12 protein-coding genes are annotated in these 13,914 nt (G+C 64.3%); 9 read left to right on the top strand and 3 right to left on the bottom strand.

Annotation, left to right across the window (positions count from 1 at the left end):
* Nucleotides 1-30: 30 nt before the first annotated feature.
* The gene (locus tag AB0H22_RS01780; protein WP_358144387.1) at nt 31-663 is read left to right on the top strand and encodes a dTMP kinase; all 633 of its coding nucleotides are present in this window, start codon (nt 31-33) and stop codon (nt 661-663) included.
* 63 nt (nt 664-726) lie between these two features.
* On the opposite strand, the gene AB0H22_RS01775 is transcribed toward AB0H22_RS01780, so the two are convergent.
* Both AB0H22_RS01775 and AB0H22_RS01770 read right to left on the bottom strand, forming a co-directional pair.
* Complete coding sequence (locus AB0H22_RS01775; RefSeq protein ID WP_358145992.1) at nt 727-1,803, bottom strand: magnesium and cobalt transport protein CorA; 1,077 nt, start codon at nt 1,801-1,803, stop codon at nt 727-729.
* Nucleotides 1,804-1,866: 63 nt separating this feature from the next.
* A complete protein-coding gene (locus AB0H22_RS01770) occupies nt 1,867-2,592 on the bottom strand; it encodes an MgtC/SapB family protein (protein ID WP_180748480.1) in 726 nt (241 codons plus the stop codon).
* A 283-nt stretch (nt 2,593-2,875) separates the two neighbouring features.
* Between AB0H22_RS01770 and AB0H22_RS01765 the strand changes: the two genes are divergently transcribed.
* From AB0H22_RS01765 to lpqB, 4 genes are all read left to right on the top strand, one after another.
* Nucleotides 2,876-4,417, top strand: coding sequence for an AMP-binding protein (locus AB0H22_RS01765; protein ID WP_358144385.1), 1,542 nt, complete (start codon nt 2,876-2,878; stop codon nt 4,415-4,417).
* A 93-nt stretch (nt 4,418-4,510) separates the two neighbouring features.
* Entirely contained in the window at nt 4,511-5,197 is a 687-nt protein-coding gene (gene mtrA, locus AB0H22_RS01760) for a two-component system response regulator MtrA (RefSeq protein WP_180748479.1), read from the top strand.
* The gene (mtrB, locus tag AB0H22_RS01755) at nt 5,194-6,912 is read left to right on the top strand and encodes an MtrAB system histidine kinase MtrB (RefSeq protein WP_358144382.1); all 1,719 of its coding nucleotides are present in this window, start codon (nt 5,194-5,196) and stop codon (nt 6,910-6,912) included. The genes mtrA and mtrB overlap by 4 nt, the downstream gene beginning before the upstream one ends.
* Complete coding sequence (gene lpqB / locus AB0H22_RS01750; RefSeq protein ID WP_180748477.1) at nt 6,909-8,663, top strand: MtrAB system accessory lipoprotein LpqB; 1,755 nt, start codon at nt 6,909-6,911, stop codon at nt 8,661-8,663. Before mtrB ends, lpqB begins: the two co-directional genes overlap by 4 nt.
* A gap of 24 nt (nt 8,664-8,687) precedes the next feature.
* Here the strand turns inward: lpqB and AB0H22_RS01745 are convergent, their stop codons facing one another.
* Nucleotides 8,688-10,658, bottom strand: a complete 1,971-nt coding sequence (locus AB0H22_RS01745) for an acyl-CoA dehydrogenase (protein ID WP_180748476.1) — start codon at nt 10,656-10,658, stop codon at nt 8,688-8,690.
* A gap of 126 nt (nt 10,659-10,784) precedes the next feature.
* On the opposite strand from AB0H22_RS01745, the gene AB0H22_RS01740 reads away from it, so the two are divergent.
* The 4 genes from AB0H22_RS01740 to raiA all read left to right on the top strand — a co-directional run bounded on the left by AB0H22_RS01740 (nt 10,785) and on the right by raiA (nt 13,677).
* On the top strand, nt 10,785-11,219 hold the full coding sequence (locus AB0H22_RS01740) for a hypothetical protein (RefSeq protein ID WP_358144380.1): 435 nt from the start codon (nt 10,785-10,787) through the stop codon (nt 11,217-11,219).
* Between the two features lie 44 nt (nt 11,220-11,263).
* Nucleotides 11,264-11,956, top strand: coding sequence for a TetR/AcrR family transcriptional regulator (locus tag AB0H22_RS01735; RefSeq protein WP_358144378.1), 693 nt, complete (start codon nt 11,264-11,266; stop codon nt 11,954-11,956).
* 76 nt (nt 11,957-12,032) lie between these two features.
* Entirely contained in the window at nt 12,033-12,656 is a 624-nt protein-coding gene (locus AB0H22_RS01730; protein WP_358144376.1) for a ComF family protein, read from the top strand.
* Between the two features lie 352 nt (nt 12,657-13,008).
* Nucleotides 13,009-13,677: a ribosome-associated translation inhibitor RaiA gene (gene raiA / locus AB0H22_RS01725; protein ID WP_180748472.1), complete on the top strand. Its 669-nt coding sequence runs from the start codon at nt 13,009-13,011 to the stop codon at nt 13,675-13,677.
* The last annotated feature ends 237 nt before the right edge of the window (nt 13,678-13,914 follow it).

Here is a 13,914-nt window from a genome sequence, read left to right as displayed (position 1 = left end):
GCGGGGGGCCTTTGCGTAGGCTGACCTGCCGTGGGCCAGCTGATTGCGATCGAGGGTGTCGACGGCGCGGGCAAGCGCACTCTTACCGAGGCGCTGATAGCGCGCTGGAATGCCCAGGGGTTATCCGTTGCGACGCTGGCCTTCCCGCGCTATGGCCGCTCGGTGCATGCCGACCTGGCGGCCGAGTCGCTCAAAGGCGGGCACGGTGATGTGGTGTCCTCCGCATATGCGATGGGGCTGCTGTTCGCGCTGGACCGGCGCGATTGCCGTGAAGAGCTCGCGGGGCTGGAGCGCACGAACGACCTCGTGATCCTGGATCGCTGGGTGGCCTCGAATGCCGCGTACGGCGCGGCCCGGCTGCATCAGGACGGCGGCGGCGATATGGCCCGCTGGGTGTATGAGCTGGAATTCGAGCGTTTTGCCCTGCCCCGTCCTGATTGGCAAGTCTTCCTGAATGTTTCGCCGGAGCTCGCCCAGCAGCGTGCCCGTCGGCGTGAGCAGCAGGAGAGTGACCGCACCCGTGACACCTACGAACGCGATGGAGACCTGCAGACGCGGGTGTCTGCGGCGTATGCCGATCTGGCACAACGTAACTGGGGTGGTCGGTGGGTGGTCGCCGATGGCGGCGACCCGGAGACGCTGGCGGCCTCACTGCTGCGCTGAGCGTGAAACCACGGCGGGGAATCGGTCGAAATCCCGCCATAGCTTCACTCTGGGCGAGCGCGGTTACAGCCAGTTGCGTCCCTTGAATATCGCATAGAGGCTGACACATGTCAGCACCATCAGTCCCAATGCGAGCGGATACCCGTAGTTCCAAGCCAGCTCGGGCATGCTCTGGAAGTTCATGCCGTACACGGTGCCGATCAGCGTGGGGGCGAACAGGATTGCCGCCCACGCGGACACCTTCTTGATTTCCTCGTTCTGTTGGTAAGCGGTCTCGGCGAGCCTGCGCATCTGGACGTTCTGCTCCTGAGTCACCAGGGTCGAGTTGACGGTCAGGATATTGTCCAACAGCTGACGGAAACCGTCGGCCCGCTCCACCACCATGGTGGCGTGGTCGGTGACGTCGCGCAGATAGCTGCGCAGCTCCTCGTTCGAGTTGTACTTGGAGAAGCCCGTCGAGAGGTTGTTGAGCATCGCCAGCAGCGGTTTGGTGGCGCGCTGGAACTCGATAACCTCGCGTGACAGCTTGTAGATACGTTGCGAAACATTGGGATCGCCGCTGAACACCTCGGTCTCGATCTCGTCGATATCGTTCTGCAGACCGGCGATGACGGGCGCGTATCCGTCCACCACGGCATCGCAGATGGCGTACAGCACCGCCTCTGGCCCCAGCCGGAGCAGCTCGGGGTGGCTCTCCATGCGAGCTCGTACCGCGGACAGGTCCGGGGATTCGGCATGCCGCACTGTGAGGATGAAGTTACTGCCGCAGAACACATGTAGTTCACCGAAGTCGACGCGCTCGGTGCGGTCCACATAGCGTGCCGCGCGCAACACCACGAAAAGCGTGTTGCCGTAACGTTCGAGCTTCGGGCGCTGATGCGCGTCGATGGCATCTTCCACCGCCAACGGATGCAGATCGAATTCGTCTGCTGCCGCGTGTAATTGGTCGTCGTTGGGCCGGTACATGCCAATCCATGCCATCGACGAGTCGTCGGGCAAGCTCTCGAGTGCGTCGGCGAGGGTTTTGGTGGTGCTGATCTTGACCCCGTCGCGGTACACCGAACTGTTGACGACGCTGGCTTCCACCGAGCATGCGGAGCGGTCGGAGTCGTATTCATCGGAGTCACGGTGTACCGCCATGAACTCCTCGGGTGACGGCGTCCGTCTCAGGGCGCCTCTCCGTAGCGAAATCATGGGGTCTCCTTACCATTCACTGGCTTCAACCTCTTCTTCGCGATCGACGTGCCAGCGCACTGACGACACAGCGGGTTCCATGCTGAGCCGACTTACCGCGGACTCCATCAGGGAGTCGTTGCGCTCTTCGGTGCTCAGCTTCGCGACCACCCGCACATGCTTGCCGTCCTCGACGTCGTACGACCGCACGGATTGCAGCGCGAATTCCGGCCGGCTCACGGCCTGCACGGTGAGTGCCCGGATATGTGCCTCGGTCTCATCGGTGGTGGTGACCTCAAAGAGGTATTCCGCGGGCCGGGCCTCGCGACCGGCAGTGGTCGGGCTGCGGTCGAGTAGATGGCCCAGCGGGCGTAATAGCAGGTTGGCCAGCACGATTGCCGCGGTGCCGATGATCGCCACGTCGTACATCCCGCCGCCGGCCAAGGCCCCAACCGCGGCGGTCGCCCACATGGTGGCGGCGGTGTTCAGCCCGGTGATGGTGGCGCCCTGTTTCATGATCACTCCGGCGCCGAGGAAGCCGATGCCCGAAACAATCTGTGCCGCAACACGTGTGGGATCGGCACCGGGGCCGTGGAAGCTATAGGCGCCCATGATGACGAACAGTGTCGCGCCCAGGCACACCAGCGCGTTGGTGCGCAGGCCCGCGTTCTTGGCGCGCCACTGCCGTTCGATCCCGATGGCGCAGCCCAGGCCAAATCCGAGGGCTACACGGATGACGACATCCCAATGGCTCATAACGGGTCCTGTTCTTTCGCAGTGGCTTCGAGGTGCACGTTGTATTGGTGCAACAAGAGCGCCTTCGAGCGCGACCCGGGTCTGCGTTAGAAGGCGCTGTGGATACTCGGAGGTTGACTATCGGACATAGTCGCGTCACCTCCTAGTCGCGGGCGCAAAGCGCACATGAACCACTGCTGAACAAGCGCCTTCATTAAACACCCGTCTGCCTGCGACCGGCAAGATGGCCTGTCGCTTCGTCGATATCGGCACCACACCCCGCGTGGGACGGCAGGATTGGTGCGTGTTCTTCGACCTGAGCGTGCGTGATTTCCTGGACCGTGCCGAGCTTGTGTACCCCGACCGTGTGGGGGTTGTCGACGAGCCGGTTCAACCGGCGCCGTCCTGGGGGCGGTTGACCTACCGGCAGCTCGCCGCGCGTGCGCGTGGGCAGGCCGCGGCACTGGATGACCTCGGTGTTGGGCCGGGAGAGCGGGTGGCGATCGTCTCGCATAACAGTGCCCGATTGCTCACGTCCTTCTTCGGGGTGTCCGGGTGGGGGCGCATCCTGGTGCCGATCAATTTTCGGTTGGCTCCTGCCGAAATCGAGTACATCGTCGAACATTCGGGTGCATCGGTGCTCCTGGTGGACCCCGAGGTGCGTCACCTGCTGGACACCGCGCGTGCCACTCACAACTTCGTGTTGGGAGAAGACGATGCGGCGATCTTCGGAGCGACGAGCGAGGCGGCCGATTCGTATGCCGCCGAACCGCGACCGTGGTCGTGTGATGAATCATCTACCGCGACACTGAATTACACCTCTGGTACCACGAGTCGCCCCAAGGGTGTTCAGCTCACTCATCGCAACATCTGGATCAACGGCGTCGTATTCGGATTGCACGCCACTCTGCGCGAGGACGATGTGCTGCTGCACACGTTGCCGATGTTCCATTGCAACGGTTGGGGCTGGCCGTATGCCGCCACCGGTATGGGCGGCCGGCATATCGTGCTGCGGAAGATCGACGGTGACGAGATTCTGCGACGTGTCGACGAGCATGGCGTGACCGTGATGTGTGCGGCGCCAACGGTCGTCGACGCCGTGTTGGATGCGGCAGCGAGCTGGGAAGGGCCCGTCCCCGGCAGGGGCCGGGTCCGGATCATCGTCGCGGGAGCGCCGCCTCCGACGCGCACCATCGCGAGGGTGCGTGCGGAACTCGGTTGGGAGTTCATCCAGATCTACGGGCTCACCGAGACCGCGCCGCTCATTGCCATCAACCGCTTTCGGTCCGAATGGGCCGACCTCGACGAGCAGCAGCAGGCTCGGATGTTGGGCCGTGCGGGTGCTCCGGCGATCGGTGTCCGCGTATCGATTGCGGAGGACGGGGAGGTGCTGACCCAGTCGAACACGAACCTCGACGGGTATTGGGACCAGCCGGAGGCCACCACGGAGGCATTGGCAGGCAATTGGTTTCATACCGGTGACCGCGGATCGATGGCCGACGGATACCTCACCATCTCGGATCGCAAGAAGGACGTCATCATCACCGGCGGAGAGAACGTGTCCTCCATCGAGGTGGAGGATGCCTTGATATCGCATCCTGGTGTGCGCGAGGCCGCCGTTGTCGGGGTGCCCGACGAGAAATGGGGCGAGCTGGTCACCGCGGTGGTCGTGGTCTGGGGGACAAACCCAGGGGCAGACGCGCCGACCGGACCCGATCTCGTCGCGCACTGTCGGGAGAGTCTGGCCGGATACAAGTGCCCCAAGCGCGTCGAGTTCGTCGACTCCCTGCCCAGAACCGCCACCGGGAAGATCCAGAAATTCAAGATCCGCCAGCAGCTCGCCTGATTGCGCCGATACACCTACTCGTGGCGAGGATCCGCGAATAGAACGGCAACTCGCCCCTTTGGTACCCCGGTTTTGTCACGATCTAGTGACACGATGGGATCTATGAGGCAAAGGATCCTTGTTGTCGACGATGACGCGTCATTGGCGGAGATGCTCACCATCGTGTTGCGCGGGGAGGGCTTCGAGACCGCGGTGGTGAGCGATGGTACGCAGGCACTTACCGCCGTTCGGGAGCTACGTCCCGATCTGGTTCTGCTGGACCTCATGCTGCCGGGGATGAACGGTATCGACGTGTGCCGGGTGCTGCGCTCCGATTCCGGTGTGCCGATCATCATGCTGACGGCCAAGACCGACACCGTTGACGTGGTGCTGGGCCTGGAGTCCGGCGCCGACGACTACATCATGAAGCCGTTCAAGCCGAAGGAGCTCGTCGCCCGCATCCGCGCCCGGTTGCGCCGTAACGACGACGAGCCCGCCGAGCTGCTGAACATCGCGGGTATCGAGATCGATGTGCCCGCGCACAAGGTGACGCGCGAGGGCGAGCAGATCTCACTGACTCCGCTGGAATTCGACCTACTGGTGGCGCTGGCACGCAAACCGCGCCAGGTGTTTACTCGAGATGTGCTGCTCGAACAGGTGTGGGGTTACCGTCACCCGGCCGATACCCGGCTGGTGAACGTCCACGTGCAGCGTCTACGGGCGAAGGTCGAGAAGGACCCGGAGAATCCGACCGTGGTGTTGACCGTTCGAGGAGTGGGATATAAGGCCGGACCCCCGTGATCTTTAGCTCGAAGCGGCGCATTCAGCGGCGGTCGGCACCACTGATACGCGGTCTGAAGGCGCTGAGTCGGGCAGTCGGGTTCACCTGGCGCCGTTCCCTGCAGGTGCGGGTGGTGGTGTCCAATTTGGCGCTGTCGTCCCTGGTCATCCTGATCCTGGGATTCGTGCTCACCAGCCAGGTCACCGACCGCATCCTGGAATCAAAGACCCGGGTTGCGAAGGAGGAGATCGAGCGTGCGCGCGTCATCGTCAGCGACGATGTCGGCGGCGAGGAAACCCGATCACTGCAGAGCAGCCTGGAGCTGGCCCGTAACCAGTTACTGAACCGCACCAAGGGCTCCGAGGGCGGAGTTGCCGGGGGGTTCGACGCGGTCCTCATGGTTCCCGGGGATGGGCCGCGCGCGGCCACCTCGGCGGGACCCGCCAACCAGATCCCGGGCCCGCTGCGCGATTTCGTCAAGGCCGGCCAGGTCAGTTACCAGTACTCGACCGTGCATACCGAGAGCTTCTCGGGGAAGGCTCTGGTCATCGGCTCGCCGACGACGTCGAACGTCACCGCGCTCGAGCTGTACTTGGTCTTCCCGCTCTCGAATGAGGAAAGCACTATTTCGCTGGTGCGCGGCACCATCGTCACCGGCGGTGTGGTGCTGTTGGTGCTCCTGGCCGCGGTGGCGCTGCTGGTCGCCCGTCAGGTGGTGCTGCCGGTGCGTTCGGCCTCCCGGATCGCCGAGCGATTCGCCGAGGGGCATCTCTCTGAACGCATGCCGGTGCGCGGTGTCGACGATATGGCCCGGCTGGCTGTGTCCTTCAACGATATGGCCGAAAGCCTCTCGCGCGAGATCACACAACTCGAAGAGTTCGGAAATCTGCAGCGCCGCTTCACCTCTGACGTCAGCCACGAATTGCGTACGCCGTTGACCACTGTGCGGATGGCGGCCGACCTCATCTACGACAACCGGGACGAGCTCGATCCGTCGTTGCAGCGTTCCGCCGAGTTGATGGTCAATGAGCTCGATCGATTCGAATCGTTGTTGAGCGACCTGCTGGAAATCTCGCGGCACGATGCCGGTGTGGCCGAGCTCGCCGTGGAGCAGGTGGATCTGCGCGACACCGTCAAGACCGTCGTGGCTTCGGTCAAGCACCTGGCCGACGAGTTGGACACCACGGTGGAGCTCGACATGCCCGACAGCGAGATCATCGCCGAGGTGGATCCTCGTCGCGTGGAACGGATTCTGCGCAACCTGGTCGCCAATGCGATCGATCATAGTGAGCACAAACCCGTCACCATCCAGATGGCCGCCGATATCGACAGCGTCGCCGTCACCGTGCGGGACCGTGGGGTTGGTCTGCGTCCCGGCGAGGAAAAGCTGGTGTTCAACAGGTTTTGGCGCGCCGACCCGTCGCGGAAACGTCACTCCGGCGGCACCGGACTGGGTCTGGCGATCAGCGTCGAGGATGCCCGGCTGCATCAGGGACGTTTGGAGGCATGGGGCGAGCCGGGCAAGGGGGCGTTGTTCCGCCTGACGGTGCCGCTGGTCCGCGGGCATAAAGTGACTACGAGCCCCCTTCCCTTGAATCCCACCAGCCGTCCAAGTTCCGCTGTGCGCCGGCCGGTTCCGCGCCCCGGTCGCCCGGGAGAGCGGCCGGGAGAACAAGAGACCGCGCCGATGCGTGCCTCCGGCGCCACGGTCGAGCCAGTGGGAGAGTCATCATGATGCGCCGGAAGGTGGCGGCGATCCTGACCGCGGCGGCGCTTGGACTCACCGCGTGCGCAGGGGTGCCATCATCGTCCTCGCCGCAGGCCATCGGAACGGTGCAGCGCCCGGCGCCGCCGGGGGTGCCCGCACCCACACCGGGTATGGAACCCGAAACGGTATTGCGCGAGTTCTTGAAGGCGACCGCCGACCCATCGAACAGGCACCGCGCAGCGCGCCAATTCCTCACCGAATCCGCCTCGCGGGCTTGGGATGACGCGGGTGACGCGGTGCTCATCGAGTCGCCGGTGTTCGTCGACCAACGTGGTGTCGACCGGTGGGCCATCAACGTACGCGCCAATAAGTTGGGCACCCTGTCCGATATCGGGGTCTTCCAGACCGCCCAGGGTGATATCCAGGATCCTCAGTTCACGTTGGCAAAGGCCAACGGCGAGTGGCGAATCGACTCGCTGCCCAATGGAGTGTTGCTCGACTGGGCGCAATTCCAGGCCACCTACCGTCGGTACACCGTCTACTTCGCCGACCCGGCCGGTCGCACCGTGGTACCCGACCCGCGGTACGTGGCGGTCTCCGACCCCGACCTGTTGGCCACTGAGCTCGTGTACAAGCTTTTGTCCGGTCCGCGGCCCGAGCTCGCGGGGGCGGTGCGCAATCACCTGAACGGCCTGCGGCTACGCGGCCCGGTGACGCGTGCCGACGGCAGCAGGGTGGACGTGGGGCGCGGATACGGCGGTGTGCGGGTCGAGCTGGAAGGTGATTTGACGCCCGATCAGCGGACCCGGCAATTCCTTGCGGCGCAGGTGATTTGGACGCTCTCTCGCGCGGGAATCGCCGGACCGTATGTGCTGCAGGTCAACGGCGCCCCGCTCGATGATCAACTGGCGCAGGGGTGGAGCACACAGAACGTCGCGTCCACTGACCCAGGTGCGTCTGAGGGCGCGGGTGTGGGCCTCTATGGGTTGCTAAATGGAACGCTGGTGACGGTGGACCGCGATGAGGCCGTGCCGGTGCGTGGATCGTTTGGCCAAGTGGGGAACCAGGTTTCGGCGGCGCTGTCGCGCAGCGGGCGTCAGGTGGCATCGGTGGTGCGGGTGCAGGCCGGAGACGATCCGCAAATGTCGCTGTGGGTAGGTGCGAATGGCGCCAATGGCAGCGAGGCGGTCGGCGGCAAGGCACTGACTCGCCCGACCTGGGCGCTCGACGACGCGGTGTGGGTGGTGATCGACGGGGGCCGCGTGGTCCGCGTCATCCAGGAGGCCACCACCGCCATGGTGGCGGTGTTGCCTGTCGAATCGTCGGCGGTGGCGCAGAGCTTTCAGGGGCAGATCACCGAACTGGCGTTGTCGCGAGACGGAACCCGTGCCGCCATGATCATCGACGGCCAGGTGGTTTTGGCCAGTGTTGTGCAGACCGACAGCGGCGACTACGCCCTGGTGCATCCGCGTCGGCTCGGCTTTGGCCTGGGGAAGTCGGCGGTATCGCTGGCCTGGCGGACTGGTGACGATCTCGCGGTTGCCCGCAACGACGGATCACACCTGGTGGCCAACGTGAACCTCGACGGCGTGAACTCCGATCTGGACGACCGGAATCTGCTTACTCCCGTGTCGACCGTTGTCGCATCGCCGGCCAATATCTACATCGCGGACGCGCGCGGCGTGCTGCAGCTGACGGGATTGGGCACGCCGGAGGAGAGGTGGATCGAGGTGCGTCCACTCATGCTGCCCCAGACGATTCCGGTACTCACCGGGTAACCGGAAGGCGCCGAGCTGTCAGGATTACTCGGCGATCATCTCCGTCGCGAGCAGCGCCTCGGGAATTCCGAACGCATCCACCAATTCCCGCAGATGTGGCCTCAGCTCGGAGCACAGCTGGTTGACACCGCGCCGGATGGCCTTCGCCCGTTCGGTCGACACATGCCGGTGCATGAGGAACCACGACAGGTCGGCTTCGAGCGCGCTGTAGACGAACAGATCGCACAGCTTCTCCAGCAGCTCTTGTGCAGATCGGCTGTCGCAGCTGTCAATCGCCGCGATGAACGCTTCCAGCACCACCCGCTCGGTGTGCGCGGATCCGACCTTGAGGATGTGGTCCTGCGCCGAGTTGAAGACCTCGAAGGGGTCCTCATCCGGGTTGTCATCGTCGGATTGGGCGCGTTGCATCCGGGTTGCCGCGGTCCGCAGCAGATGATCCTCGCGATTGCGCAGCAGGCGCAGCTGCGTGCCGCGATTGCTGAGATCGGACTCCTCGACGTCCTCGTCGGACGAGTCCAGGATCGTCTGGATGACCTGCCGTGCCGCGGAGCGTTCCAGGAGGACATCGCGGGCCATGCCGGCAATAAATCGAGTCCAGCCAACGGCGTTGAGGCCGCGTACGTCCTCGGCATAGGCCGAAAGCAGCTCCTTAGCCACCAGCTGAGTGAGCACGGTGTTATCGCCCTCGAAGGTGGTGAACACGTCGATATCACGCCGCAGGATGGTGAGCTGGTTGGCGTCGAGGTACCCGGCCCCGCCGCACGCCTCGCGGCAGATGGTGATGGCGTGCTGGGCGTGCCAGCTGGTCATTGCCTTCAAACCCGCTGCGGCGCTTTCCAGCTGACGTTGACGGTCGCCGTCCACTTCGTTGGCGGTCTGTACCTCGTGCAGCTCTTCGGTGAGCTCGTTCTGCGCGAACGCCAGCGCGTATGACCGTGCGATCAGGGGCAGCAGCTTGCGTTGATGCACCAGGTAATCGGCGATGATCACCTCGTCGGTGCTGTCCGGGGTATCGAACTGCTTACGCACCAGGGCATACCGCGACGCGATGGTCAGCGCCTTGCGGGCCGCCGCGCCCGAGGTAGCGGCGACGCTGACCCGTCCGCGGATGAGCGTGCCCAACATGGTGAAGAACCGCTTGTTCTCGTTCTCGATGGGCGAGCTATAAGAGCCATCAGCGCCGACATCCGCATATTTGTTGAGTAGGTTGGCCCGCGGCACCCGCACGTTGTCGAACACGATGCGCCCGTTGTCGACTCCGGCGAGTCCGCCCTTGTATCCACAGTCGCTGGTGGTTACTCCGGGGAGGTCGTTGCCGTCGGCGCCGCGGATCGGCACCACGAAGCAATGGACTCCGCGGCCGGTCGCCTCCTCGCCGGGTCCACCGGTGACGAGCTGCGCGAAAACCGCGGCCACGGCGGCGTGCTCGGCGGCACCGCCGATGTAATCCTTACGCGCGAGATCGCCCTCGGAGCTGAGAATGAAGTCGCCGCTCTCGCTGTCGTAGGTGGCGACGGTTTGCAAGGCCTGGACGTTGGAGCCATGCCCGGTCTCGGTCATGGCGAAACAGCCGAGCACATCGAGATTGATCAGCGGGACCACGTACTGCTCGTGATGTGAAGCGGTACCCAGGTTTTCGATCGCTCCGCCAAAGAGGCCCCATTGCACGCCCGCCTTGACCATCAGCGACAAGTCCGCGTAGCCGAGCATCTCGATGCCGACGATCGCGGCCCCGACGTCGCCAGTGCCGCCGTGTTCCTTTCGGAACCCTGCCTGTGGCACGCCATGTGGTACCAGCTCGCGCATGATCCGCAGCGATCGCGCACGCGCCTCTTCGAGGGTCAGCGAGGGATCGGGAAGTAGGTCGGCGCGGTCCAGATACTCGCGCGCGGCGTCGCGTATCGGACCAAATCGCCCGTCGAGCGCAACACGCAGGTGCGAGCTCAAGGCATGGGGGACGGGCTGGGCATCGGCGGGTGCTGTCCGGGTCTCCATGCATTCGAGCCTAGTCAGGAGCGGCCCGCCGGTTGGCGTTCTGCGGCACGCATCTTGCCATTACCGACCAGCGGTCTAACATACCGACCAGTGGTCTATTTGGGCCATTCGGAAGGAGCCGACGACATGACCACTACATCCACCGCGATCGACCCGGTCCAGCGCACACGCGCGTTCGCACGGGTCATCGGTCCATTCGTCGCCACGGTAACCACCATCATCGCTTGTCGGGTGGGCGGTCCTGGCTTCCTCAGTGACAGCTTCTTCAACGACCCGATGTGGTCGTGGCTGTTCGGTGCCCTGCTGCTCTTTTGTGGGCTGATGATCATCGCCTTCCATCAGTTTTGGAGAGGCCTCGCTCCGGTGATCATCTCCCTGTTCGGCTGGTTTCTGGCGCTACGAGGATTCGTCCTGCTGGCATTCCCCCACGTGATGCAGAAGGGGGTGGACGCGTCGATGCCCGCAGTGGGTCCGGTGCGGGCCTTCTTCCTGTTCATGGCCGTCGTCGGCCTGTATCTGACGTACGTCGGCTGGATCAAGAAGTCCGCGGCCGGCGACTGATTCAATACCGATGTGATGAGCCGCTTGTGCGAAGAACATCAGCCATGCCGCGCGTGGTGAAGCATCCGGAGGTGCGTCGGACCGAATTGCTCGATCTGGCGATGTCCCTATTCCTGGAACGCGGTTACGAAAAGGTCAGCCTCAACGATCTCATCGCTACCTCTGGGATCTCGAAAGGTGCTTTTTACCACTACTTTTCCTCCAAGGAGGCCCTGGTGGCGGCGCTTGTGGAGCGCAGCGCGGACCAGGCGTTCGAGGCGTTGGGTCCGGTCTTCACAGAGCCGGGGAAGGGTGCGTTGGAGCGGTTGAACGCCGGGCTGCGCGCGAGCTACGAGGTCAAGATGGCGCTCGGCGCGCCAGAGAGCATCGCGGCGATGGTCTCGATGCTGCGGCCGGAGAACCAGCCGTTGCTGCGCAGGATCTCGGCGATCTGGGAGGACAAGTTTCGGCCGGTACTCACCGAGGTCATCGAGCGGGGAGTCGCCGAAGGGGTGTTCGAGACATTCGATCCCGAAGGCGTCGGTGACATGATCCAAGGCTTCGCGGCCAATATGGGTACCACCGTCCAGCGGATTACCGCTGCGCCGGATGCGCGGGCGCGCGGGGAGGCGATCGATGCGGCGGTGCTGCGTCAGCGGCTCTACGGCGTTGCTACCGACCGCATTCTCGGGCTGCCCGACGGGACAGTCGAGGTGCTGAACCGCGGCCAGATAGAAATGTTGGTCGCCGCGCTCTAGGCCGGGCAATTGCGCTCCAGCCCGGTTCAGCAAGCTGTAGGCGCGAGTGTCAGACCCCGCGTGCAGACTTTCTCGCATGCTCGACCTGGTGCTGCCGCTGGCCTGCGGTGGTTGCGGGGCACCATCGACCCGATGGTGCGAGGCCTGCGCCGATGCGTTCTCCGCAGAACCCGTGGTGGTGACCACGCGGGTGGACCCGGGTGTTCCCGTTCTGTCGCTGGGCCGGTACGCCGGCCCCCGACGGCAGGCGATCGTGACGATGAAGGATCGCGGTCGCCGCGACCTCATTGTTCCTCTGGGCGCGGCGCTTGCCAGGGGAGTGGGGCAACTACTGCGGTGGCACCTCGTCGAGCGTCCAGTGACGCTGGTTCCGGCCCCCACCCGATGGACGTCGGCGCGTGGACGCGGCGGAGACCCGGTGACTGCGGTCGCCGCTGTCGCCGCCCAGATTCCCGGCGTACACGCTGTACCGCTGCTACGCATGAAGATGGGGGCGCGCGATTCGGTAGGACTGTCAATCTCCGCTCGGCAACGCAATGTGACGGGGCGTATCGCCGTGCGTCGGGGTCCGCGACCGGACACAGAGTTGGTGCTGGTCGACGATGTGCTGACCACCGGTGCCACCGCTGCAGAATCGGTACGAGTGTTGCGAACGGCGGGTTTTCGCGTCGCGGCCGTCCTCACGCTCACGTACTCCTGATGCGTACCTGAGCCGATGTTCGATGCTCTTCGCCTGGTCGGCTCATCGCCCGTGTGACGATCTCGAAACGACTCTTGCGAATCGGTGGCAAGGTGCGTGAACACGGACTACCGTCGGGGCCAACAAGCTATGAACGTTCCGCGTTCGGGCGGTCAAAACCGCTCACCAACACGGAACGCCTGCTTCCCATATCGGCGGAGGAGGTGGTTACCAACCCCAGCGCCGGCGGGCTGCCGTCTCAGCGTTTCAGGCGACTCCGGCGTACTGTAAACATCAAATATGCGCAGCACCAACATTTTTGACCCATCGGGCATGTTGGCCGTGAGCGCACTCTCAGTACGGGAGGTATGAGTTGTCAAGCACATCAAAGGCATCCGTTGCACTCGAGGACGCGGAGCGGACAGCCCAAGCCGATATCGTGGTCAAGGGGCGAAACGTAGAAATTCCGGATCACTTCCGAATCTTTGTGAACGACAAACTGTCCCGTCTGGAACGGTACGACAAAACCCTTTACCTCTTTGACGTAGAACTCGAACATGAACGCAACCGTCGCCAGAAGAAGGTCTGTCAGCGCGTGGAGATCACCGCGCGGGGCCGGGGACCGGTTGTCCGGGGCGAGGCGTGTGCCGACACGTTCCACAGCGCCCTCGAAGCTGCCGTCGCCAAGTTGGAGAGCCGGCTGCGCCGAGGCCGTGACCGCCGCAAGGTTCACTACGGCGACAAGACGCCGGTATCCCTCGCCGAGGCCACCAAGGTTCTCCCGGCCGACGCCTTCACGCCACCCACCACGGTGGATGGCGCGCACAGTCATAACGGTGCCGAGGACGACGGACAGGGTCCGGGTCAGGTCGTGCGGACCAAGGAACACCCGGCCAAGCCGATGACGGTCGACGACGCGCTGTACGAGATGGAACTGGTTGGTCACGACTTCTTCCTGTTCCACGACGAATCCACCGGGTGCCCCTCCGTGGTGTACCGGAGACACGCGTATGACTACGGCCTGATACGCCTCGGGGAGTAGGGCGCGCAGACACCGCGCCGAGAGTCCCCGCACCTGGTCTCACAACCGGTGCGGGGACTTCTCGCATCCTGACCAGGCACTGTTGCCTGGTCACCGAGACTGCATTGAGAGCGTGAAATCCAGGGAATGGGCACTCCCACCGCAGTCTCGATATCGCGGCAGGTCCAGCCCTGACAGCACGTGCGCCTACGATGGGACTCGCTGAAGGCGGATGAGCCGCTTGCGTGAAGACTGAAG

The organism is Mycobacterium sp. NPDC050853 (assembly GCF_040653875.1).
GTDB lineage: Bacteria > Actinomycetota > Actinomycetes > Mycobacteriales > Mycobacteriaceae > Mycobacterium.
Note: the sequence above shows the minus strand (reverse complement) of the source record. Positions and strands in the feature narration are given on the sequence as shown.

Coding starts and splice junctions, on each gene's coding strand:
- AB0H22_RS01775 (WP_358145992.1), bottom strand. CDS start 1,803: ATGGCGGTACACCGTGACTCCGATGAATACGACTCCGACCGCTCCGCA.
- AB0H22_RS01770 (WP_180748480.1), bottom strand. CDS start 2,592: ATGAGCCATTGGGATGTCGTCATCCGTGTAGCCCTCGGATTTGGCCTG.
- mtrA (WP_180748479.1), top strand. CDS start 4,511: ATGGGATCTATGAGGCAAAGGATCCTTGTTGTCGACGATGACGCGTCA.
- lpqB (WP_180748477.1), top strand. CDS start 6,909: ATGATGCGCCGGAAGGTGGCGGCGATCCTGACCGCGGCGGCGCTTGGA.
- AB0H22_RS01745 (WP_180748476.1), bottom strand. CDS start 10,658: ATGGAGACCCGGACAGCACCCGCCGATGCCCAGCCCGTCCCCCATGCC.
- AB0H22_RS01740 (WP_358144380.1), top strand. CDS start 10,785: ATGACCACTACATCCACCGCGATCGACCCGGTCCAGCGCACACGCGCG.
- AB0H22_RS01735 (WP_358144378.1), top strand. CDS start 11,264: ATGCCGCGCGTGGTGAAGCATCCGGAGGTGCGTCGGACCGAATTGCTC.
- AB0H22_RS01730 (WP_358144376.1), top strand. CDS start 12,033: ATGCTCGACCTGGTGCTGCCGCTGGCCTGCGGTGGTTGCGGGGCACCA.